Raw genomic sequence first — 20,868 nt, forward strand, 5'->3', positions numbered from 1 at the left:
TGGGGGAAGCGGGGGAGGAGGGATGGGTGGCATCCGCCACCGGACCCCGCTCCGTCGGCGGTGTCGCCTGCAGCGTCTGCCGGAGCGTGGACTGAGGAGCCCCCTGCGCCGCGGCGGCGGGGCCACCGGTCTGCTGCCAGGTCGCCTGCACCGAGTGCGCGGCCTGCTCGGGGCCGGCGGCACGGCCGACCATGTGGTCCAGGAGTTGCTGCGAGGTCGGCCGGCGCCCGGGATCCTTGGACAGCGCGTAGCCGACCAGGTCACGCAGCGCCGGGTCCAGCCCGGTGAGGTCGGGCTCGTTGTTGAGCACCTGGTAGAGCACCGCGTGAAGCGTCTCGCCGTGGAACGGCGGGCGGCCGGTGGCGGCGAAGGCGACCAGGCAGCCCCACGAGAACACGTCACAGGCCGGTGAAACGGGCTCGCCGCGCAGCACCTCGGGCGCCATGTAGCGGGGCGTCCCGATGAGCTCGCCCGTGCCGGTGATCCCGCCGAGCGTGTCGCGGGCCCTGGCGATGCCGAAGTCGATCACTCGGGGGCCGACGGGGGAGAGCAGCACGTTGGACGGTTTCAGGTCACGGTGGATCACGCCCGCGCCGTGAATGGCGGTGAGCGCGGTCGCGACCCCGACCGCGAGGGCGTCCAGGCTGGAGCCGCGCAACGGGCCCGAGGACTGTACGGCGTGCTCCAGGTTGGGGCCGGGGACGAACTCGGTGACGACGTAGAGCTGGTCACCGTCGAGCGCGGCCTCGATCACGGCGGCGGTGCAGAACCGCCTGACCCGGGACGCCGCGTCGGCCTCACGGCGGAAGCGCATCCTGAACTGCTCGTGCCGGCTGAACTCGGGGTTGATCACCTTGACGGCGACCTGTTGCCCGTCTGGGGAATCGCCCAGGTAGACCGTGCCCATGCCGCCCACGCCCAAGCGGCCGAGCAGGCGATATCCGCCGATCTGAAGGGGATCTCCCGGAGTGAGGTCGTTCACCGCGCCATCCAACCGCCGTACGTAATGTTCCACACATTCAGCGGCAAAGCCTACAGAGATCTTCTCGCGGACCCAGCATGTGCGGCGAAAGCGCCCCGGGATGCGCCCGGGAGCGCCCGCGGATGTCGCGGGTTGTCAGAGTCCCCGGAGGAACGCGGCGGCGACCGGTGCGGCGACCTTGCCTCCGCCGCCCCCGCCCTCGACGACGACCGCGAAGGCGACGTCGCCGCGGTAGCCGATGAACCACGCGTGGGATTCCAGCTTCTCGCCGGTGCCGAACTCCGCGGTGCCCGTCTTGCCGGCCGTACCGGACGGGAGGCCGGCGGAGTGCGCGGTGCCCTTGCTGACAACGGCCCGCATCATCACGCGGAGCTGCTCGGCGACGCCGTCCGGCAGGTCCGTGGGCGAGGCCTTCTGCTTGATCGAGGGCACCAGCGTCGGCGGCCGCCAGGCACCGTCCGCGACCGCGGCCGCGACCGTGGCCATGACCAGCGGGCTCGCGGTGATCCGGGCCTGGCCGAAGGACTCCGCGCCCAGTTCGGCGTCGCTGGTCGCCTTGGGCATGCTCGCCTTGGTCGCGGGGACGCCGATATTGAGCGCCTGGTTGAAGCCGAGGTCGGAGGCGATGTCGTACAGCTTCTGCGCGCTGAGCTTGGTGGCGGTCAGCGGCGCGAAGGTCGTGTTGCACGAGTGGGCGTAGGAGTCGAGGAACGACAGCGCCCCGAACGCCTCGTGGTCGGAGTTGCGGATCTGCAGCCCGCCGACCGACACCGTCTTGGGGCAGGTGACCTGCGACGACGGTGTCAGGCCCGCCGCGAGCAGACCGGCGGCCGTGATGGTCTTGAACGTGGATCCGGGGGGATAGCGGCCGTCCAGCGCCCGGTTGAAGCCGCCCTTGTTGTTGACGACCGCGAGGACCTCACCGCTGGACGGGCGCACGGCGACCAGCGACGTGGGCTTCTCGATGTCGCGCACGGCGTCCGCGGCGGCGCGCTGGACGTTCAGGTCCAGGCTGGTCCTGACGTCGCGTCCCGTCGAGCCCTTCATGGTGGCCAGGGTCTTCTTCCCGGCGAGGATCTCGGTGGTGGGCGTGCCGGCCAGCGACTTCTGGAAGGTCTCCTGGAGACCGCCGCGGCCGATCGCGTCGCCCGTCTTGTACGCCGAGCCCAGGGCCTTGACGTCCTTGGCCGTCGCCTTGTCGAGGTACCCGACGAGCTGCTGGACCGAGCCGCCCATGTCGCCGCCGTCGATGCGGTCGCCGTTCACGTCCATGACGGCGCCGCGCCGCGGCCAGGTCGTCTTGAGGGACAGGTGGACGGTGCCGTCGAGCGCGGGATGGACGGCGCGCGGCGCCCAGGCGACCTTCCAGTAGTGGTCCTTGACCGCGAGGTCGATCGTGCCGTCGTAGGTCCACTCGCCGACGTCCTTGAGCGTCGCGGTCGCGGTGTAGGCCGCGGTGGCGCGGTCGTCTCCCGCCGGGGTCACCGCGCCGAGGGTGACGGCGACCGCGGTCGCGCCCAGGTTTTTGGTGAGTTCGGCGTAGGCGGCCTCGAAGCCCGCCGCCTGTGTGGCCAGCTCGGCCTTCATCGCGGTCAGATCGCCGCGCGCCCACGCGGAGGTGAAGCGCTGCGCGGTCTCCTGCGGGGTGCCCCTCGTGTGGAGGACGTAGTAGGCGCCTCCCGCGGCGGCGCCGGCCACCAGGACGGTGGCGGCGGTCGTGATCGCGATCGTACGTCCTCGGGGCACGCGTTGCCTCCCAGCCTCGAAACCGGCACAGAGCCTATCGCGGTCAAATCGCCATACAAACCGCGGTCAGGACGCGTTCTTGACGCTCGCGGCGTACTTGTTCACGTATTCCTGGCCGGACAGGTCACGGATCGCCTCCATGATCTGGTCGGTCACCTGCCGGCGGTCGCGCGCGCTGCCCGGGTCGCCGGTGTAGACGGTCGGCGCGCCGATCCGGATCCCGATGCGGGTGATCCGCGGCACGGACGCTCCCGGGGGCAGCACGCGGTCGACGCCTTCCATGGCGACCGGGACGACCGGGGCGCCCGTGGTCAGCGCGAGCCACGCCACGCCGATCTTGCCCTTGTACAGGCGCCCGTCGGGGGAGCGGGTGCCCTCGGGGTAGATGCCGAAGAGCTCGCCCGCCTTCAGCACGCCCGCGGCGGCGTCGAGCATGGCCTGGGCCGCTCCCGCGCTCTCCCGGTCGATCGCCAGGTTGCCCGTGCTGCGCATGAACATGGCCGTCACCGGGTTGCCCGTGAAGTATTCGTTCTTGGCGACGAACGTGACCTTCCGCGGCAGCAGCGCCGGGAGGAAGAAGGAGTCGAGGATGGAAAGGTGGTTGGACGCCAGGATCGCGGGCCCGGTCTCCGGCACGTGCTCCCTGCCCTCGACCACCGGCCGCCACAGGAGCCGCACGGTGGGCGCAGTGACGATCTTGGCGATGCGGTAGAGCACGGGCACTCCTCAGGATCTCCGCCGGTCCGGCCTCACGCCGACGGCGACGCGATCAACCCTAAGCCAGGGCGGGGTGCGACCACCGCGCGCGCCGCGTCCCAAGGTTTCGTACGACTTGGCCTGATCTTCGTCCAGTAGTCGAAACCCCCGCGAGAGCTGGTCTCGCGGGGGCCTGGCACGTTAAGGCCGATGTGGTGGTCGCCTCCTCGGCGAGAGGCACAACACGGCTCCAGCCGAACGGTATTCCGTGAAGGCGGTAATTGCGGCCCGGGGGACACATCCACATCGGCACTACCAAGCCTAACGGACGCCCGGCGGTGGTCATTCCGGTTCCCCGGATCTCGGCGCGTCAGCACCCATTGTTATATCCAGAAATATCCCTTTTGTGCCGATTTATTGTGACGCTTGGGCGGCGTTGGTGGAGGGCAGGGTCGCGTCGGGGACGGCGTCGAGATCGGGCGGCGCTCAGTCCGTGTCTGATCCGGTCTTCCACGCGAGACGGAGCTGCTCCGCGGCATCGGTGGCCTGGCGAAGGCCCGCCTGGTAGGCCGGTTCCCAGGCCGTCCGGTCGTTCAGGTCCGAGCCGAACGCGCGTAGTGATTCCGGATCGGGCTCGATGGTCACCACGGTGCGCGCCCCGGCGACCGCCAGCTCCTGGTGGAGCAACTCGCGGGGAAACAGGTGCGCCTGCGGGTCGATCACGACGAGTGTGCGGGCTCCGGCCGCGAGTCCGGCGTTGGTCGCCGACCGCAGGGAGCCGTCCATGTATCGGCGGCCGTTGACGGTGATCGGTGGGTAGATGCCAGGGAAGGCGGTGCTTGCCGCCACGGCGGAGGGCAGCGGTGCGCCACTGGCACGGTCGAAGACCTCCTGCTCGCCGGTCTCGGCGTCCAGCGCGGTGATGAGCAACCGCCGGTCCGGCCATTGGTCTGCGCCGGCCATGGCGCGCATCCGGGCGATATGTGCCTGCTCGGGGCCGGTCTCGGCGGCGAGCGCGATCTGGCCCACTCGGCGTCGCGCCTCGTCCGGGTTCGAGGCGGCACTGCCGAGCACCGCGAACGCCTCGCCCAGCCGGCGCCCGTCCACCTGGGGAGGAGTGCTGCCGGAGCCGGCAGGGCGCACTGGGGTGGCGAGCCGGTCGGGGTCCTGGCCGGTGGCCAGCAGCGCGGCGATGATCGCACCGGCCGAGGTGCCGACGATCAGATCGGCCTCGCCGAGATCCACCCCGCCGCGGCGCAGTCCGCAGGCGAGCCCAGCCATCCAGGCCATGCCGACGAGACCTCCGGCGCCCAGTACGAGTGCCCGGTCGATCGAGTGCATGACTGTCTCCTCCCATTATTGAAACAGTCGTACCATATATGGACGTAGGCTCAGATTGGCGCTGGAGAGAGGGTGATCCACCGTGGGGCGACCCCCAGATCCCGCCCGACGGGAGGCCACGCTGGCGCGGGCGACCGATTACGTACTGGCGCACGGCCTGGCCGGGTTGAGTCTGCGGCCGCTGGCCGCGGCTCTCGATACCAGCCCGCGGATGCTGCTCTACGACTTCGGCAGCAAGCAGGAGTTGGTGTCTGCCGTCCTCGCCGAGGCCCGCCGCCGCGGTGCGACACGGTTGGCTGAGAACCTCCCGCCGCAGGCGGCCTCTCCGGAGGAACGCCTGCGCGGCATCTGGGCCTGGATGAGCGCACCCGAGCGCGCCCCGTACGTCCGGCTGATCTTCGAGGTGCACGCCGACGGCCTGGCACACCCCGAGAACTACTCGGACCGAGCCGAGGCGATCACGAACTGGTTCGACACCCTGGGCGCCACGTTCCGCGACATCGCCACCACCCCTGACGACACCGTCACTCCCACGTTGGTCATGGCCGTCATCCGGGGCCTCCTGTTCGATTTGACGACCACCGGCGACCGCCACCGCACCGACCGCGCCCTGGACCGCTTCTGCGAACTCCTCCGGCATTGAACGAAGACAAACGATCACGCGGTGACCGCAGGCCACAGCGCGGACTCTGCCCGCGGCTCCACCGTCGGGACCGACATCGCTGATTTCCGCGAGGACATCGCCGTCGGCAAGGCGGGGCAGGGCGACCTGGAGCGGTCATTCGCGCTGCCGCGGGACGATGTCGCAGACCTGAGGGCCGGGCAGGTCGAGATCCGTAACCTGCTCTCCCGGATCGTGGCCAAGCTCGACGACGTCGCCCGGTGGTCCGACACGAGAGAGGGCCGCCCCTGCGCGAGGACGGCCCTCACCCTTGAAGAGGGAACACCTGTGTGACGCCCCGCCCACGGGGCGGGATTACGTCACTGGGCGAGCGAGTTCGTCTGAACTCGGCACACGCCGTACGGCCCGGTCGACGTGGCCTCACGGACCACCTTCCCATCCACCTTGATCCGGCACGTCACCGTGCCCTCGCCTTCGGCGTTCTGCACCCACAGGGATATCCCTCCGGGCCCCTCGGACGCCTGCACGGTCTTCGAGTACGGCAGCGGCACTCCCGCTTCCTGCTTCACGTCGAACCCCATCGTGAAGGTCACGTTGCCGGCGGTTTTCGCTCCGCCGTCTCCGGTCGCTTCCAGGACCACCTCGTGCGCCGGCCCGGTGCCCTCGACCGGCATCGATGGGAACGGCGTGAACTGGTCGAGCGCCTTCTGTACTTCGTCGGCGCTTTTGTTGGCCACGGTGATGACGAGTGCCGTACACCCGCCGATGACCAGCAGGAGGACGGCGCCGATGATGACCAGGATGAGAGCGACGTTGGTCTTCTTGGGCGGGGTGGGTGGCGGGTAGCCGTAGCCGGGAGGAGGGCCGTAGTTGGGCGGCCGGTCTCCGGGCGGGCCCTGCTGATATGCCATCGTGACTCCGGGGTTGATCATCTCGGTTGTCCTGGGGGACGGATGATTCTCCCGGCGGGGTTACCTGGCCAGAGTCGCGGTGATCGGATCGTTAGCCCGGTCGGGGTCACGGCCATTTCCGGTCAGGATGATGAGCCGAACATTTCGCGGGCTGAGCTGCGGAAACGCGCTCACCGAAGGCTTGCCGTCGTCCGTCAGGCCAAGGGCTCCTAACCTGGTCAGCGGTCGGTGTCGCGCACGAGGCCGCTTGGTGGCGAGACGCGGTCAGCCGCGCAATCGCACGCGACAAACCCGGTGACGTCGACGATCACCCCCGGGATACTGGTCGCCCATGGACGAGGTCAAAGTGGTCGTCGCCCATTCCGAGCGCGCGACCATGCGCGTCGGCGACGTGTTCCTGAAGGTGGACGCCGATCAGGCGCGCATCGACGTCGAGGTCGAGGCGATGGCCCTGGCGCCGGTCCCGACCCCGAAGGTCCTGTGGCACAAGCCGCCCGTGCTCGCGATCGCCGCAGTCCCGGGGACGGCGCTCGGCCGCCTCGGCGAGCCGTCGACCGCGTCCCCGGCAGCGTGGGCCGCGGCGGGCGCCGCCATCCGGAGGTTGCACGACGCGCCGTTGCCGCCCAGGCCCGGCCAGGCCGGCCGGGGCCTCGACGAGTTGGCGGCGGATCTCGACGGCGAGTGCGAGTGGCTCGTGACGAACGGCGTCCTGCCCGCCGACCTGGTCACCCGCAACCGCCAGGTCGCCGACGCCGCGCTCCGGCCCTGGGCTCCGGTCTTCACGCACGGCGACCTGCAGATCGATCACGTGTTCGTCGACGGCGACGGGATCACGGGCATCATCGACTGGTCCGAGGCAGGCCAAGGTGATGCCCTGTACGACCTCGCCACCTTGACGCTCGGACACGAGGAGCACCTCGGCGACGTCGTCGCCGGGTACGGCACCGACGTCGACCTCGACGTGATCCGCGCGTGGTGGTCGTTGCGAAGCCTGCTGAATGTTCGCTGGCTGGTCGAGCACGGCTTCGACCCGTTCGCGCCGGGCTGTGAGATCGACGTGCTGAGATCCCGGCTGTGAGGCTGCGCGGGCCCGACCGCTAGGAAAAGTCCTGTCGGAACGATCAGTGCATGAGGCGTCGCCACTTCGGTCGCCGGCTGGGCCGACCCCGCTGGCCACGCACCGGCGGGATCGCCCGCCGCAGCGGCATGAGCTGGGTGACATCGTTACCGGAGTAGAGCACGAACACGATGCCCGATAGGACCTTCCGGTTGTCCAGGCGTTTGCGGCCCGGATGATCTGTACGGCGTGGCAAGACCGGCAACGACGGTTCGATCCGCGCCCACAACTCATCCGAGATGATCCACGGCGGCTGCTCGCCCTTCCTCACACAGGTGATCGACCTGTAGATGATCAACGGTATTCCTCGATCATTTGGTTAGGGCTTCTAAGGAGTAATCGGCATGACCAATGCCTAACGGACGCTGCGGTGGTGGTCATGCCGGGTCCCCGGATCTCGGCGCGCCAGAGCTAATTGTTATATCCAGAAATATCCCTTTTATGCCGATTTATTGTGACGATTGGGCGGTGGGGGAGCGCGCGTCGGCTGGGCGCGAGAGGGGCACGCCGTCAGTGGACGAACGCGAACCCGGCGGCCCGCAGCCTCGCGGAGGTCACCGGTATGGTCGGCGTCTTGATCTCCCCCCGATAGGTCAGCTCGGGCCAGCCCTCGGCCGCGCAGATCTCGCCGAACGCCGAGGCGTTGGTGGGGGGCAGGACCGCGTCGGGGACGGCGTTGAAGATCCCGGTGAGGCCCTCGGACACGACGAAGTCGAGTGCGGCCGCCGCGTCCCGGTAGTCGATTCTGTACAGCAGGGCGTCGGCGGAGAAGGGGACGCTGCCGCCGAGTGCCTCGTGGGCGAACTTCACCCGGGTCGGATAGTCCATGTCGCGCGAGTGTCCGTACACGTCGGGAATGCGGACCACCGCCCCTTGCGGTGTCGCCAGGACGGCCTCCTCCGCGGCGACGAAACTACGTGGCGAGGCGTCCGGGTCATCGGTGGTCGGGGTGGATTCGTCCACGAGGGATCCGGTGCCGGCTCCGTAGACGGAGACGGAACTCGTGAAGACGACCCGGGGATGCACCGCGGCGGCGGTCCGCGCGCTGGCGGTGAGAGTGTCCGCGTATTCGGCGACCCGCTGCCGGGCGTCGAAGGATCGGGTGACGCGGGGGCTCATCGTCAGCACGACGGCGTCCGCGTCGCTCGTCGCCTGCTCCACGGCCGCCCGGTCGCTGCCGCGCAGCACCACGACGGTGGAGCAGGCCTGCTGGATCTCCCCGATGCGCCTGGCCGAGGTGGTGGTCCCGGTCACCCGGTGGCCGGCGGCGGTCCAGCGGCGTGCGAGTTCCATGCCCACGTTGCCGCAGCCGATGATTACATAGTGCACTGCGCGACCCTCCTTGGGAAACGGTGTTTCACTTTGACCCATCCGGACGCCCCGTGCCAAGGCCCGGATGGCCGGATCCCGGATGCCGGACCTACGCGTCGGGTCGCGGCCAAGGAGACGGTCCGACCGCCTGATCCCGGGCCCGGCGATGTCCCCAGCGATGTTTTCCGCGATGTCCTGGGCCCCCGACCAGGTGTTTCCCCCGACGCGGGAGCCGGACGAACGGACAGTCGCCCGATATGTCCGGCCGGCACCGCGGTATGGGCCGACAGGGCCGAGGACCCCGGTACCCCATCTGCCGGTACCGTGAACGGATGATCGAGACCGAGCGGCTGGTGCTGCGGCGCTGGCAGGAGAAAGACCGCGAGCCGTTCGCGGCGCTGAACGCCGACCCCGAGGTGATGGAGTACTTCCCGGCCACGCTGACGCGGGAGAGGAGCGACGCCCTCGCCGACCGCGTCGCGGCCGAGTTCGACGATTGCGGTTTCGGACTGTGGGCCGTCGAGCTGTCCGGGACGTTCATCGGGTTCACCGGGCTCTCGGTTCCGCGGTTCATCGCGCATTTCACGCCCTGCGTCGAGATCGGCTGGCGGCTGGCCCGGTCCGCGTGGGGTCACGGCTACGCGACCGAGGCGGCTCGGGCCGCGCTGCGGCACGGCTTCGGCGAGCTCGGGCTGAAGGAGATCGTCTCGTTCACGGCGAAGCAGAACATGCGCTCCCAGCGGGTCATGGAGCGCATCGGCATGACCCGTGACCCCGAAGGCGACTTCGATCACCCGACGCTGGACGAGGACAGCCCGCTGCGCCGCCACGTCCTCTACCGCGTCGGCCCTGCTTGATCTTCAACCACTAACGAGTGTTTCGGACCCTCGGCACGGCGGAGATCCACCGAAACACGATTCAGCGCAGTGGTTTGGCCGGGGGCATCTCCAGGCGGTCCACGGCCTCCCTGCGGCGCCGCTCGGGACGCCGGTCGTACCGTGCGGTGGTCGCGGGGGAGGCGTGGCCGACCAGGGCCTGCGTGGTGGCGAGGTCGACGCCCGCGTCGAGCAGCTCGCCGATGAAGGTCCGCCGGAAGTCGTGCGGTGTCCTCTTGGCGGCACCCGCGTCGGAGAGGCGGCGGGCCACGATGTCGGAGATCGCCTGCCCGCTCATGTGGGTGCGGCGCAACCGGCCGGCCTTGTTGATCGCGCAGAACAGCGGCCCCGCCTCCCGTCCGCGCGCCGAGAGCCACAACTCCAGCCGCGCGACCGCGGGAGCGGTCAGATAGACGAGCCGCTCCTTGTCGCCCTTCCCGCGTACGCGAAGCGATCGGGACGCGGAGTCGAAGTCGGCCAGGGCGAGCCCGGCGAGCTCCGCCCGTCGGCAGCCGGTGGAGTACAGCACGGCGAGCATGGCGCCGTCCCGCAGGCCGGTGGGGGAGTCGCCGTCGTCACAGGCCGCGAGTGCGGCCCCCAGCACCTCCGGCGGGACGTGCTGCCCCGCGGGCACCCGGGTGTGCTTGTAGGCCGGCAGGTCGGCCGCCCGCTGGTAGTCCTCGCTGGTCATCAGGCCGAGCCGCCAGGCTTCCTTGAGCACCCGCCGCAGGGCGACCAGATGCTTGTTCACGTGCGAGGGGGACCACCCCTGCTCGCGCATCGCCGTACGGAGCCGGACGGTGTGCTCGTAGCGGAGGCGCTCCCACGGCTGCCCCGCCCCGGTGGCGTGGGGATCGCCGGTGATGAGGCGGGCGACACGGTCGAGGCAGCCGCGCATGGTCCGCTTCGACTCGGGGCTGGGGAGGGCGTCCAGGTAGGCGTGGTAGGGATCGGCCCGGGGCCTCGCGGGAGGAAGCGGTTCCGGCACGGCTGGGAAGTTCATCGCTCGCCGATCATATAATGAATCTACAATGTAAAGGCGCTGGGTGGGTCGAAAATGCCCTCAAGCCAACCGAAACCCCATCAGCAGCGGCGCGATCGACGGGCGACTCGCTGAACGACAGCGGGGATGTCGGCGCGCCGCTCTGCGCGCCCAGCCCGGCCTCCTCTCGCCGCGTCGAGACGGTCGATCGAGGCCGTTCAGAGGTGCCGACCGGCTGCGGAGCCGGGCATGGCCACGCGGCCGGGGCGGTGACCGGCCGAACCCCAGGCCGAGTCTTCACCTGTCCGCCGTGTCCGTCGCCGCTGTACGAGCGTCCTGACGGCGATCCGCGCCCTCGGTACGGTGGGCATGCGGTTCGAGGATCGTTTCCGGCCGGAAGGGGCTGATCGGCATCAAGCGCGTTGTGATCGACGGGCGGGTCGTGGGGGCGGATGCCGCCCTCGCGATGTTCGCGAGATACGGACATTTCACCGCCATGCAGGTCAGGGACCGGAGGGTGCGCGGGCTCGACCTGCACCTGGCCCGGCTGGAGGCGGCCAGCCGGGAGCTGTTCGATGTCGTGCCCGGCCCTGAGGAGGTACTCGGCTCGATCGCGGCGGTCCTGGGGGAGGACATCCGGGACGCCGGCGTCCGCGTGTACATCCTGTCGGAGGGCGACGTCCCGCACGTGTTCGCCACGGCGGGGCCGCCGTACGAGATGGCCCGGACCCCGCAGAGTGTGCGGTCGGTCGTCTACCAGCGGTTTCTCCCGCATATCAAGCATGTCGGCGGTTTCCCGCAGCACTATCTCGGGCTTCGGGTGGAGGCCGAGGGGTTCGACGAGGCGCTGCTGACCACCGCGGACGGTGTGATCGCGGAAGGATCGATCACCAACGTGGGCTGTGTCGTCGGCGACACCGTCGTCTGGCCGCAGGCGCCGATGCTGCGCGGCATCACGATGCAGCTGCTGGAGCGGGCGCTGGAACACGAGGGGGGACGCCAGGAGCGCCGCGTGCTGAGGGCGGCGGATCTGCCCGGATATGACGCGGTCTTCCTCGCCAATTCGCGAGGTGTCGTCGCGGTCGGCCGGGTGGACGACGTGGAGCTGAAAGTGGACGAGCGGGCGATGGACCGGGTGCGCGATCTTTACGAGCGCATCCCGTGGGATCCGCTCTGATCGGCCGGGTGGGCTCGTCGTGCTGGAGGTTCGGCGGAATCACGGTCACAGGGCCTCAAGGATGACGGCATTGGCCATGCCGCCGCCCTCGCACATGGTCTGCAACGCGTAGCGCGCGCCGTGGCGGGGCATCGCGTTGACCAGGGTGCTCATCAGGCGGGCGCCGCTGGCCCCGAGTGGGTGGCCCAGTGCGATGGCGCCGCCGTGGACGTTGACCTTCGCCGGATCGGCGCCGGTCTCCCGGATCCAGGAGAGGACGACGGCGGCGAACGCCTCGTTCACCTCGAACAGGTCGATGTCGTCCAGGTGTAGTCCCGCTCTGCGCAGGACCTTCTCGGTGGCGGGGATGATCCCGGTGAGCATCAGGAGCGGGTCGGATCCGATGACGGCGAAGCTGTGCAGCCGGGCCTTCGGCCGCAGCCCCAGCCTGGCGGCGTTCTCGCTCGTGGTGATCAGCACCGCCGAGGCGCCGTCGTTGACGGGACAGGAGTTGCCCGCGGTGACCGACCAGTCGATCTGCGGGTACCGCTCCGCCATGGCGGGGTCGTAGTAGGCGGGCTTCAGCCCGGACAGCACCTCGGGTGTCGTGCCCGGCCGGATCGACTCGTCGTCACGGACCAGGTCGTCGCCGACGCGGATCGCCGCGATCTCGTCGGCGAACGCTCCGTCGGCGGTGGCCCGTGCGGCGCGCCGATGCGACTCCACCGCGTAGGCGTCCATCTCCTGTCGGCTCAGCGACCATTTCGCGGCGATCAGTTCGGCGCTGATTCCCTGCGGTACCAGCCCTTCCGTGTAGCGGGCGGCCACGCCAGGGCCGAAGGGGTCGGTGCCGGGTGGCACGTTGGACCACATCGGTACCCGGCTCATCGACTCGACGCCGCAGGCGATCACCATGTCGTACGCGCCGGCGAGAACGCCTTGGGCGGCGAAGTGCACCGCCTGCTGGCCGCTGCCGCACTGGCGGTCCACCGTGGTCGCCGGGACGCTCTCCGGAAGCCCGGCTGACAGCGCCGCCCATCGCGTGGTGTTCTGTGCCTGCTCGCCTACCTGGTCCACGCAGCCGCCGATCACGTCGTCGATCGAGTCGGGGGCGATGCCTGTGCGCTCGACCACCGCGCGAATCGCGTGGGCGAGGAGGTCCACGGGGTGCACCTGGTGGAGCGCCCCGCCCGGTTTTCCCTTGCCGATCGGTGTCCGTGCGACCTCGACGATCACCGCGTCTCGCATGCTTGCCTCCATGCTGAGTGGGTTGGATAATCAAACGCACCATGTCACGGACTAAGTTGGAAATCAAGACCGACCCGACGGTCGAGAAGTCAAGGAGGTAGCCGCCATGCCGTCCCGTCCCCGGGAGTGTTCGATCGCCAACGCGCTCGCGGTCGTCGGCGAGCGATGGAGCATGCTCGCCATGCGTGAGATCTTGCTCGGGGTGCGGCGCTTCGACCAGATCGCCCGCAACACCGGTGCCAGCCGCGACATCCTCGCCGTCCGTCTGCGCAAGCTCGTCGACGTCGGCCTGCTGGAGCGGGAGCAGTACGAAGAGCATCCGCCGCGCTACGAGTACGTTCTCACCGAGGCCGGTCAGGCGCTCCATGCGGTACTGCTCACGCTGATGGCCTGGGGCGACCGCTATGTCACCGAAGGGGACCCGCCCACCGTCTGGGAGCACGAGTGCGGCGAGGTCCTGCGCCCGATCACGGTCTGCGCGCACTGCCACGAGCCCGTACGTCCCGAGGGGATGTCGGTGCTGCGCATCGATCAGCCCCGGCCCTAGGTCGGCTGCTTACGGACCGGCGAGGCCGGCAGGCGGAGGGCGAGTAGCGCGATGTCGTCCTCGTTGTCGGCCGGGCGCGCCCGAGCGATGAGCTGGTCGCAGAAGGCCCCGAGCGGTCGGCGGGCGAGCGAGGCGGCGTGGCGGCCGAGGTGGGCCATTCCCCGGTCGATCGACTCGTTCGGAGACTCGATCAGACCGTCCGTGTAGAGCACGAGCGTGGCCTTGGGCGGCAGCGGCGCCGTGGCGTCGGGTCGTTCTGTGGCCACGTCGGTGCCGAGCAGGAGGCCCTGCCCGTCCTCGAGGAAGGACACCTTGCCGTTCTCGGTCACCAGCAACGGCGGCGGATGGCCCGCGCTGGTCCAGCGCAGTCGCCACGGACCGCCTTCCGGGCCTTCGACGCGGGCGAACACCAGCGTGGCCAAAGTGGCGGTGCTGATGTGCGGGAGTGCCCGGTCGAGGCGGTCGACCACCAGGCTGGGCGGACCCTGGTACTCCCAGGCGTACGCGCGGAGCAGGTTGCGCAGCTGGGACATCTGGGCGGCGGCGGTGAGATCGTGGCCGATCACGTCGCCGATCACCAGGGCGCTGACGCCGTCGGGGAGGACGAACACGTCGTACCAGTCGCCGCCGACCTCGGAGGCGTGCGGCGCCGCGATGTAGCGGGCGGACATCTGCAGGTCGTCGACTTCCGGCATCGGGGGGAGCAGGTGGCGTTGCATGGTCTCGACCGACCGCCGTTCCCGCTCGTACAGGCGGGCGTTGTCGACGGCCAGACCGGCGCGGCGGCCGATGTCGTCGACGAGGGAGAGCTCGCCGGGGCCGAACTGCCTGTGCTGGGCGGCGCGGCCCACGGTCAGGGCTCCCAGCACCTGGCGTAGCCGTCCTCTCAACGGCGCGATGACCGCGGAGTGCATGCCGGTCGTCTGGAACAGGTCGCGTTGCACGGCGGCGATCCCGGAGTCGGGTAGTTCGTCGTACATGTCCGGGGTGACCAGTGTGGAGGGGGCTCCGAGCAGCACCTGGACCAGGGGTTGCCGGGACTGTTCCGTCACCGGCGGCATCGGGCCTTCGAGTTCCTCCACGTTCACGATGGTGCCGTTCTCGTCGTGCACCACGGTCACGCGCCGTAGTTCTTCGTTGTCGTCGAGGAGGTCGACGACGGCCCAGTCCGCGAGGCGTGGGACCACGAGCCGGACGAGTCGGCGCAGTGCCTCCTCCATGTCGAGGGTGGAGGTGAGGGCCACGGTGGATTCGGCGACGAGGGCCAGGCGGTCGGTCAGGTCGATCAGTTCGGCGTTGTGCGACCTGTTCTCGTCCAGGCTCCGTTCGGAGAAGATCACCACCGTTCCGGTCCGGTCGTCGTCGATGGCGTACGGGGTGCTGACGCAGTAGGCCGGTAGGAGGGTGCCGTCGCCTCGGGCGAACCATTCGGTGTCGGCGTGCATGGTGGTGCCGGACAGTAGTGCCTGGAGCAGCCGGCATTCCGCGCGCTGCGCGACCGTGCCGTCGGCGGTCCGGTGCAGCAGGTCGTGGGCGTCGTGGCCCATGACGTCCGCGGCGGACCGGCGGAGCAACTCCTCGCCGCGGGGGTTGAGGTAGACCACCCGCGCCCACCGGTTCAGCACGTACAGCCCGGCGTCGACGGTGGGCAGGAGCCGCTGGAGCAGTTCGTCGTGCTCGCTGGAGCGTTGGGGCGGCGGTGGGGCGCCGTCGGCCGGTCCGTGCGGTGGCCTTTCCACGGAGGAGGCGTCCATGGAGGAGGCGTCCGCGGAGGAGGTGTCCATGGGGGCGCGCGTCGCCGATGGCGTGTGGCGTCGTGGTGCCCGCTCGTGCGCCGGGTCTGTCATGGGCGCGCCTCCTCTCCGCGGATCTCACCGTGCCGGTGTCGGGGGTTCCTTCTCCCATCATCGACCTACGCTGCGGAAACGTGGAGGCGCCCCGGTGCCGGAGACCGGGGCGCCTTCGTGGACGGGGTGTGCGCGGGTCAGCGGTCCAGTCGCCGGTAACACCGTACGGACAGGGGGAAGAAGATCGCGATGAGCAGCGCGGGCCAGGCGACGGCCATCGGGAGGGCGTGCTGGGCGATCCAGGAGTCGCCCGTGCCGGGGTTGCCGAACAGCGCGCGGACGGCGGTCACGGTGGAGGAGAGCGGGTTCCACTCGGCGAGGGTGCCGAGCCAGGCCGGCATGGTGGCGGTCGGGACGAAGGCGTTGGACAGGAAGCCGACCGGCCAGACGAGGATCTGCACGGCCGCGAGGGACTCGGGGCCGCGTGCGAGCAGGCCGAGGTAGATGCCGATCCAGAGGAACGCGAGCCGGAGCAGGAGCAGGAGCGCGATGGCGAGCAGTGTGTCGCCGGCGTCGCCGTGTGACCGCCAGCCGACCGCCAGGCCGCATCCGATCATGACGGCGAGGCCGAGGGCGGAGTGCGTCATGTCGGCGGTGGCGCGGCCGGTGACGACGGCCGACGGTGCCATGGGCAGGGAGCGGAACCGGTCGGTGACGCCTCTGGCGGCGTCGGTGGCGACGGCGGCGAAGGTGGTCTCGATGCCGAAGAGCATGGTCATGGCGAACATGCCGGGCATGAGGAACTCGCGGTAGTCGCCTCCGCCGGGGACCGCGATGCCGCCGCCGAGCAGGTAGCCGAACATCAGCACCATCAGCACCGGGAACAGGAGGGCGACGGCGACGTCGCCGGGGCGGTGGCGCCAGTGGGTGAGGTCTCGCCGGGTGACGGTCCAGCCGTCGGCGAGGGCCCAGCGCAGCCGGGCCGCCGGGGTGCGGGGGATCGGGGGGACGGCGGTCGTCACGCGGCCTCCTCTGTGCCGTTGCGGGAGTGATGGTCGGGTCGGGGTGGATTCCCTGGTGTGCCTGCGGTGCCGGTGAGGTGCAGGAAGACCTCGTCCAGGGTGGGGCGGCGCACGGCGATGTCCTCGGCTGTGACGGCGGCCTCGTCCAGGGCGCGTACCACCTCGGTCAGGGCGGTGATCCGTTGGTCGACGGGCGCGCTGATCCGCCGGGTGTCGGGGTCGAGGTGCGGTTCCGCGGTGGCCACCCGGGCGAGGGCGGCCGCGGCGGCGGGCATGTCGCGCGGGTCGCGCAGGGTCAGGTCGATCCGGTCGCCTCCGATCATGCCTTTGAGCTCGTCCGGCGTGCCGTTCGCGATGGTCCGGCCGGAGTCGATGACGGAGACGCGGCCGGCGAGTTGGTCGGCCTCCTCCAGGTACTGGGTGGTGAGCAGCACGGTGGTGCCGGTGGTGACGAGGGCGCGGACGGACTCCCACACCTCGGCTCGGGCGCGGGGGTCCAGGCCGGTGGTGGGTTCGTCGAGGAACAGCACGGCCGGCATCAGGATCATGCCGGCGGCGAGGTCGAGTCGTCGGCGCATGCCTCCCGAGTACTGGCCGACCGGTTTGTTCCCGGCGTCGGTGAGGGCGAACTGTTCCAGCAGGTCCGCGGCTCGGGCGCGGGCCTGGCGGGCGCCGAGGTGGTGGAGCCGGCCGAACATCTCCAGGTTCTGCCGGCCGTTGAGGATCTCGTCGAGTGCCGCGTTCTGGCCGACGAGCCCGATCCGGTGGCGTACCTCGGGGCCGCGGGTCGCGACGTCGAGTCCGGCGACCTCGGCGCGTCCGCTGTCGGCGCGCAGCAGCGTGGTGAGGATGCGCACGGCCGTGCTCTTGCCCGCGCCGTTGGGGCCGAGCAGGCCGTGGACCGTGCCTTCGGGGACGGTCAGGTCGAAGCCCGCGAGGGCCTCGGTGTCGCCGTACCGCTTGCGCAGTTCCTCGGCGACGACGGCGAAGGTCATGCGGCTCCTCCTCGGGATGTCGTTTTCCGTACGCTGTACCGTACAGCCTACGGTACGTGGCGGAGTAGACTGCGCTGACCATGACGACGGAGTACACCGGCAGGGGAGATCCGGCCCGCAGCCTGGCGCTTCTGTGGCGGACAGGGGAGCGGTCCAGCCGCAAGGGCAAGCCGGATCTGAGCGTGGATCGCATCGTGCGGGCGGCGATCGAGGTGGCCGACGCCGAGGGCCTGGCCGCGCTTTCCATGCGGAAGGTCGCCGAGCGGCTCGGGGTCGGCACGATGTCGCTCTACACCTACGTGCCGGGCAAGGCCGAGTTGGTCGACGTCATGCTCGACACCGTGTACGGCGAGTTGCCCAGGCCCGAGGACCTGCCCGCGGACGTGGCGGGGAGCTGGCGGGCGAGGCTGGAGCTCATCGCGCGTGACTACCGGGTGCTCTATCACCGGCACCCGTGGATGCTGCAGGTCGGGACCAGCCGCCCGCCGCTCGGGCCGAACGTGACAGCCGTCTACGACTACACGCTGCGCGCGGTGGACGGCATCGGTCTCGAGGACACCGAGATGGACGCGGTGGTCACGCTCCTGACGGGGTTCGTCAACGGGGCGGTCCGGGGTGCGGTGGAGGCGGAGCAGGTCGAGCGGCTCACCGGCATGACCGACGAGCAGTGGTGGTGGGCGCACGCCCCGTTCCTGAGCAAGGTCCTGGACCCCGGGCGCTATCCGACCGCGGCGCGGGTGGGAGCGGCGGCGGGCGAGGCGCACAACGCGGCCTTCGATCCCGAGCACGCCTTCACGTTCGGTCTGGCCCGGGTGCTGGACGGCGTCGAGGTGTTCGTCCGGTCCAGGTCCGCGTCCGGGCCGTCATAGGGGCCTGTACGGGTTACGGATCTTCGCACCTCGTACAGGCTCTGGCACGATGTCGTCGCCCATGTTTCGACGGTGAGCCTGTACTGGGGTGCCGAATGCGACCCCTGTGATGCGATCCCTGTGCCGTCGGGCGCCACGGTGTCGGGGTCTCTATCTCCGGCGAGCTTCGAGCGCGTCCAGAATCAGGTCCAGGCCGTAGCTGAACTCGCTCGTGTGGTCGTAGCCCGGCCGCAGGGCATGGTCGACGATCATCTCCGTGAGGTACGGCAACTCGTTCGCCGGCAGGTGCTGGAGGATGCCGCCGGCCACTTCCTCGACATCGTCCGGCGTCGTCACCGGCAGGTTCGCCTCCTGGAGGACGAACCCGCCGATGTAGCTGTCGATGAGCGAGACGGCGTGCGCGGCCATCGGCAGCGTGAACCCCGCCTCCCGGAGGACACCGAGGACGGCGTCGTGGTGGCGTAGCGTCGCCGGCCCCGGGTCGCGACGGGAGTCCATGAGGCCGAGGGCCCAGCTGTGCTGCGATAGGACCGCACGTGCGGAGGAGGCGCGCGTACGGATCGCGTCGCGCCAATCGTCGCTCTCGGCACGGGGTAGCTCGATCGCCGCGAACACCATGTCGACCACGCCGTCGAGGATCGCGTCCTTGTTCGGTACGTGGTGGTAGAGCGACATCGCCTCCACGCCCAGTTCCTGCGCCACCCGTCGCATCGTGATCGCCTGTACGCCGCCGCGATCCGCGACCCGGATCGCGGCTTCCAGCACGAGACCTCTGCTGAGCGGTTGTGGTGGTGACACGGCGGCTCCATGGGCGATTGACAACCTTACAAGCGTAAGCCAATCTTACACACGTAAGTCGCCTTACTGGTGTAAGTCCGCGCGGGTTGGCATCAGCTGGGGCGCGGTGAACCTCTGACCTGCGATGCGCCCCGCCGGGGCGGGAGAAGGAGATCCGGATGCCGATGCCGAGGTGGTGGGGGCATGTGAACAAGCGGGTGTTCAACCCTCGCGCGATCGCGAGCGGGAAGTGGCCGGTGCTGGTTCACGTCGGTCGCGTTTCCGGCGCGACGTACCGTACGCCGCTCGACGCGCATCCTGTCGACGGCGGCTACCTGTTCGTTCTGGTCTATGGATCACGCTCGGACTGGGTGCGGAACGTCCTGGCAGCCGACGGGGCGCGGCTCCGGGTCGACGGGAGGGAGGTGGAACTCGCCGCCCCACGCCTCGTCGGGGAAGACGAGGCGTTCCAGGCCCTCTCCGATGCGGTGGCACGCCCACCGAAGCTGCTGCGCATCACCGCGTTCCTCCGTATGGACCTGGTCGCAGGCTGACGATCGACGTCCAGCGCGGCGGCAGGCCGGTCCTGAGGGAAGCCTTCCTGTGCGGAGCAGCCGATGGGAGGGCTCAGGCAGTGGACGGCCGGAGGAGGGGCTCCGCGCTCTCCCATGAACCGTCGATGATCTCCACGGGCTCCTCGCCGACGCCGAGGTCCTTGAAGCCGCTGGAGGTGGCGACGCATACGACCGGTCCGTCGAAGGACGCGCCGAGCTTGTGGTGGGCGGCCAGACCGGCCGCGCTCGACAGCTCCTACCACAGGCCCGCCCGGCCCAGTGCCCGCTGGGCCGAGCGCAGCTCCTCATCGGTGACCGGCACCGCCTCGCCGACGCTCTCCCGTACGGCGAGCGCACCGCGATGTCCCCCCGCCTCGCAGGCGATGCCGTACGCGCGGGTCGGGCTCGTCTCCACGACCGCGGCCGGAACTCCGGTCGCGAGCGCGTGGCCGTGCGGCCCGCCCGCGGCCGGCACATGGCAGGCACGAGCGGCTTGATCTGGCGGGGACGACACCAGTCGCCCAGCTGGGATCAAGGACGCACCAGTCTCACAGCCAGGAAGGACGGCGCCTGCTGCAGCTTGGTGTAAGCCGCCTCATCAACCTCGCGCAGGCGGGGCACTGGGCGCGGCTCGACGAGCCGCTCCAGGGCAAAACCAGCGGCAAGCAGCTCACCCAGGAACATCTCCAGTGGCATCCGCTGGAAGCGGATCGAGAACGGGCTGCCTCTCAGAGGAAGCTCGACCCAGTCGTCGGCGTAGTACGAACCGCCGAAGTGACGCCAGTCGGCGGCCGGATGGGTCGTCGAGACCAGGAGCCATCCTCCGGGCCGCAGCACCCGGTGCAGTTCCCTCAGCAGTTGGACGCGATGAGTGAGGTGGTGGAACACCAGCGCGCACACGGCCCCGTCGAATGATGCGTCATGGGCGAAGTTCAGCGGCTCTTCCAGGTCATGCAGCAGGAACTCGGCCCGTTCACCCACACGCGCTCGCGCGTGCTCCAGCAGCGTGCGACTGCCGTCGACACCGACCACCTGAGCACCGCGCGCCAGCAGTTCGACCGCGTAGTGCCCAGCACCGCATCCGACATCGAGCACCTTCGCGCCGTCGACGTCACCGGCGAGTTCCAGCATCGCGGGCCGATCGGTGTAAGCGTTGTACGGGCTGATACCGGCGTGCTCGGCGAAGTAGTCTCCCAGCGCGTCGTGGTAGGCGGTCTTCGGGGGCATCAGCACATCATGGCGGCGGCGGTAGCCGACCGCGAATGGATTTCATTCGCCGCACAGTCACGTTCACGACGGGACACCGCGCACTGGCACCGCTGCGGTCGAT

22 protein-coding genes and 2 pseudogenes are annotated in these 20,868 nt (G+C 70.1%); 8 read left to right on the plus strand and 16 right to left on the minus strand.

Features of this window, described 5'->3' with window-relative positions:
* The 4 genes from IMZ11_RS06765 to IMZ11_RS06780 form a co-directional block, all read right to left on the minus strand.
* Positions 1–982: serine/threonine-protein kinase (locus IMZ11_RS06765; protein ID WP_228638607.1), on the minus strand; the 982-nt coding region annotated here is incomplete at its 3' end.
* Positions 983–1,117: 135 nt separating this feature from the next.
* The gene (locus IMZ11_RS06770; RefSeq protein ID WP_228638610.1) at positions 1,118–2,728 is read right to left on the minus strand and encodes a penicillin-binding transpeptidase domain-containing protein; all 1,611 of its coding nucleotides are present in this window, start codon (positions 2,726–2,728) and stop codon (positions 1,118–1,120) included.
* A 66-nt stretch (positions 2,729–2,794) separates the two neighbouring features.
* A complete protein-coding gene (locus IMZ11_RS06775) occupies positions 2,795–3,445 on the minus strand; it encodes a 1-acyl-sn-glycerol-3-phosphate acyltransferase (protein ID WP_228638613.1) in 651 nt (216 codons plus the stop codon).
* A 465-nt stretch (positions 3,446–3,910) separates the two neighbouring features.
* On the minus strand, positions 3,911–4,765 hold the full coding sequence (locus IMZ11_RS06780; protein WP_228638615.1) for a patatin-like phospholipase family protein: 855 nt from the start codon (positions 4,763–4,765) through the stop codon (positions 3,911–3,913).
* 82 nt (positions 4,766–4,847) lie between these two features.
* On the opposite strand from IMZ11_RS06780, the gene IMZ11_RS06785 reads away from it, so the two are divergent.
* Together IMZ11_RS06785 and IMZ11_RS06790 are read left to right on the plus strand one after the other, a co-directional pair.
* The gene (locus IMZ11_RS06785; protein ID WP_228638617.1) at positions 4,848–5,408 is read left to right on the plus strand and encodes a TetR/AcrR family transcriptional regulator; all 561 of its coding nucleotides are present in this window, start codon (positions 4,848–4,850) and stop codon (positions 5,406–5,408) included.
* 21 nt (positions 5,409–5,429) lie between these two features.
* Positions 5,430–5,720, plus strand: coding sequence for a hypothetical protein (locus IMZ11_RS06790; protein WP_228638619.1), 291 nt, complete (start codon positions 5,430–5,432; stop codon positions 5,718–5,720).
* Between the two features lie 26 nt (positions 5,721–5,746).
* On the opposite strand, the gene IMZ11_RS06795 is transcribed toward IMZ11_RS06790, so the two are convergent.
* On the minus strand, positions 5,747–6,298 hold the full coding sequence (locus IMZ11_RS06795) for a hypothetical protein (protein ID WP_228638621.1): 552 nt from the start codon (positions 6,296–6,298) through the stop codon (positions 5,747–5,749).
* A gap of 331 nt (positions 6,299–6,629) precedes the next feature.
* On the opposite strand from IMZ11_RS06795, the gene IMZ11_RS06800 reads away from it, so the two are divergent.
* Positions 6,630–7,376, plus strand: a complete 747-nt coding sequence (locus tag IMZ11_RS06800; protein WP_228638623.1) for a phosphotransferase family protein — start codon at positions 6,630–6,632, stop codon at positions 7,374–7,376.
* 64 nt (positions 7,377–7,440) lie between these two features.
* Here the strand turns inward: IMZ11_RS06800 and IMZ11_RS46625 are convergent.
* The 3 genes and pseudogenes from IMZ11_RS46625 to IMZ11_RS06810 form a co-directional block, all read right to left on the minus strand.
* A pseudogene (locus IMZ11_RS46625) lies at positions 7,441–7,524 on the minus strand (IS5/IS1182 family transposase); the annotation flags it as partial.
* Between the two features lie 12 nt (positions 7,525–7,536).
* Positions 7,537–7,686, minus strand: a pseudogene (locus IMZ11_RS46630) (transposase); the annotation flags it as partial.
* Between the two features lie 239 nt (positions 7,687–7,925).
* Positions 7,926–8,744, minus strand: a complete 819-nt coding sequence (locus IMZ11_RS06810) for an NAD-dependent epimerase/dehydratase family protein (protein ID WP_228638624.1) — start codon at positions 8,742–8,744, stop codon at positions 7,926–7,928.
* Positions 8,745–9,058: 314 nt separating this feature from the next.
* Here IMZ11_RS06810 and IMZ11_RS06815 point away from each other — a divergent pair, with 314 nt between their 5' ends.
* Positions 9,059–9,583: a GNAT family N-acetyltransferase gene (locus IMZ11_RS06815; protein WP_228638625.1), complete on the plus strand. Its 525-nt coding sequence runs from the start codon at positions 9,059–9,061 to the stop codon at positions 9,581–9,583.
* 61 nt (positions 9,584–9,644) lie between these two features.
* Here the strand turns inward: IMZ11_RS06815 and IMZ11_RS06820 are convergent, their stop codons facing one another.
* Complete coding sequence (locus tag IMZ11_RS06820; protein WP_228638626.1) at positions 9,645–10,604, minus strand: tyrosine-type recombinase/integrase; 960 nt, start codon at positions 10,602–10,604, stop codon at positions 9,645–9,647.
* A 403-nt stretch (positions 10,605–11,007) separates the two neighbouring features.
* Between IMZ11_RS06820 and IMZ11_RS06825 the strand changes: the two genes are divergently transcribed.
* The gene (locus tag IMZ11_RS06825) at positions 11,008–11,760 is read left to right on the plus strand and encodes an aminotransferase class IV (protein WP_228638629.1); all 753 of its coding nucleotides are present in this window, start codon (positions 11,008–11,010) and stop codon (positions 11,758–11,760) included.
* Positions 11,761–11,805: 45 nt separating this feature from the next.
* Here the strand turns inward: IMZ11_RS06825 and IMZ11_RS06830 are convergent, their stop codons facing one another.
* On the minus strand, positions 11,806–12,987 hold the full coding sequence (locus IMZ11_RS06830; RefSeq protein ID WP_228638632.1) for a thiolase family protein: 1,182 nt from the start codon (positions 12,985–12,987) through the stop codon (positions 11,806–11,808).
* Positions 12,988–13,093: 106 nt separating this feature from the next.
* Here IMZ11_RS06830 and IMZ11_RS06835 point away from each other — a divergent pair, with 106 nt between their 5' ends.
* Complete coding sequence (locus tag IMZ11_RS06835) at positions 13,094–13,534, plus strand: helix-turn-helix domain-containing protein (RefSeq protein ID WP_228638635.1); 441 nt, start codon at positions 13,094–13,096, stop codon at positions 13,532–13,534.
* Here the strand turns inward: IMZ11_RS06835 and IMZ11_RS06840 are convergent.
* The 3 genes from IMZ11_RS06840 to IMZ11_RS06850 form a co-directional block, all read right to left on the minus strand.
* Positions 13,531–15,381 carry a SpoIIE family protein phosphatase gene (locus IMZ11_RS06840; protein ID WP_228638638.1) on the minus strand — a complete coding sequence of 617 codons (1,851 nt, stop codon included), beginning with the start codon at positions 15,379–15,381 and terminating at the stop codon, positions 13,531–13,533. The genes IMZ11_RS06835 and IMZ11_RS06840 overlap by 4 nt on opposite strands.
* Before the next feature lie 137 nt (positions 15,382–15,518).
* Complete coding sequence (locus IMZ11_RS06845; RefSeq protein ID WP_228638640.1) at positions 15,519–16,343, minus strand: ABC transporter permease; 825 nt, start codon at positions 16,341–16,343, stop codon at positions 15,519–15,521.
* On the minus strand, positions 16,340–17,338 hold the full coding sequence (locus IMZ11_RS06850) for an ATP-binding cassette domain-containing protein (protein WP_228638643.1): 999 nt from the start codon (positions 17,336–17,338) through the stop codon (positions 16,340–16,342). The genes IMZ11_RS06845 and IMZ11_RS06850 overlap by 4 nt, the downstream gene beginning before the upstream one ends.
* An 80-nt stretch (positions 17,339–17,418) precedes the next feature.
* On the opposite strand from IMZ11_RS06850, the gene IMZ11_RS06855 reads away from it, so the two are divergent.
* Complete coding sequence (locus IMZ11_RS06855; RefSeq protein ID WP_228638647.1) at positions 17,419–18,207, plus strand: TetR/AcrR family transcriptional regulator; 789 nt, start codon at positions 17,419–17,421, stop codon at positions 18,205–18,207.
* Between the two features lie 150 nt (positions 18,208–18,357).
* Here IMZ11_RS06855 and IMZ11_RS06860 read toward each other — a convergent pair whose 3' ends face one another.
* Positions 18,358–19,005 (minus strand): TetR/AcrR family transcriptional regulator, encoded by a 648-nt coding sequence (locus IMZ11_RS06860; protein WP_228638650.1) that lies wholly within the window; start codon positions 19,003–19,005, stop codon positions 18,358–18,360.
* A gap of 158 nt (positions 19,006–19,163) precedes the next feature.
* Between IMZ11_RS06860 and IMZ11_RS06865 the strand changes: the two genes are divergently transcribed.
* Positions 19,164–19,538, plus strand: coding sequence for a nitroreductase family deazaflavin-dependent oxidoreductase (locus IMZ11_RS06865; protein ID WP_228638653.1), 375 nt, complete (start codon positions 19,164–19,166; stop codon positions 19,536–19,538).
* Between the two features lie 256 nt (positions 19,539–19,794).
* Here the strand turns inward: IMZ11_RS06865 and IMZ11_RS06870 are convergent, their stop codons facing one another.
* Together IMZ11_RS06870 and IMZ11_RS06875 are read right to left on the minus strand one after the other, a co-directional pair.
* Positions 19,795–20,013, minus strand: coding sequence for a hypothetical protein (locus IMZ11_RS06870; RefSeq protein ID WP_228638656.1), 219 nt, complete (start codon positions 20,011–20,013; stop codon positions 19,795–19,797).
* Positions 20,014–20,069: 56 nt separating this feature from the next.
* Complete coding sequence (locus IMZ11_RS06875) at positions 20,070–20,765, minus strand: class I SAM-dependent methyltransferase (protein WP_228638658.1); 696 nt, start codon at positions 20,763–20,765, stop codon at positions 20,070–20,072.
* Between the last annotated feature and the right edge of the window lie 103 nt (positions 20,766–20,868).

Origin of the sequence: Microtetraspora sp. AC03309 (assembly GCF_020826795.1) — a bacterium.
Lineage (GTDB): Bacteria > Actinomycetota > Actinomycetes > Streptosporangiales > Streptosporangiaceae > Microtetraspora > Microtetraspora glauca.

Bases quoted from the DNA above. Each gene is read 5' to 3' on its own strand.
- IMZ11_RS06780 (WP_228638615.1), bottom strand. From the start codon at position 4,765: ATGCACTCGATCGACCGGGCACTCGTACTGGGCGCCGGAGGTCTCGTC.
- IMZ11_RS06795 (WP_228638621.1), bottom strand. From the start codon at position 6,298: ATGGCATATCAGCAGGGCCCGCCCGGAGACCGGCCGCCCAACTACGGC.
- IMZ11_RS06800 (WP_228638623.1), top strand. From the start codon at position 6,630: ATGGACGAGGTCAAAGTGGTCGTCGCCCATTCCGAGCGCGCGACCATG.
- IMZ11_RS06815 (WP_228638625.1), top strand. From the start codon at position 9,059: ATGATCGAGACCGAGCGGCTGGTGCTGCGGCGCTGGCAGGAGAAAGAC.
- IMZ11_RS06820 (WP_228638626.1), bottom strand. From the start codon at position 10,604: ATGAACTTCCCAGCCGTGCCGGAACCGCTTCCTCCCGCGAGGCCCCGG.
- IMZ11_RS06830 (WP_228638632.1), bottom strand. From the start codon at position 12,987: ATGCGAGACGCGGTGATCGTCGAGGTCGCACGGACACCGATCGGCAAG.
- IMZ11_RS06835 (WP_228638635.1), top strand. From the start codon at position 13,094: ATGCCGTCCCGTCCCCGGGAGTGTTCGATCGCCAACGCGCTCGCGGTC.
- IMZ11_RS06840 (WP_228638638.1), bottom strand. From the start codon at position 15,381: ATGACAGACCCGGCGCACGAGCGGGCACCACGACGCCACACGCCATCG.
- IMZ11_RS06850 (WP_228638643.1), bottom strand. From the start codon at position 17,338: ATGACCTTCGCCGTCGTCGCCGAGGAACTGCGCAAGCGGTACGGCGAC.
- IMZ11_RS06855 (WP_228638647.1), top strand. From the start codon at position 17,419: ATGACGACGGAGTACACCGGCAGGGGAGATCCGGCCCGCAGCCTGGCG.
- IMZ11_RS06865 (WP_228638653.1), top strand. From the start codon at position 19,164: ATGCCGATGCCGAGGTGGTGGGGGCATGTGAACAAGCGGGTGTTCAAC.
- IMZ11_RS06875 (WP_228638658.1), bottom strand. From the start codon at position 20,765: ATGCCCCCGAAGACCGCCTACCACGACGCGCTGGGAGACTACTTCGCC.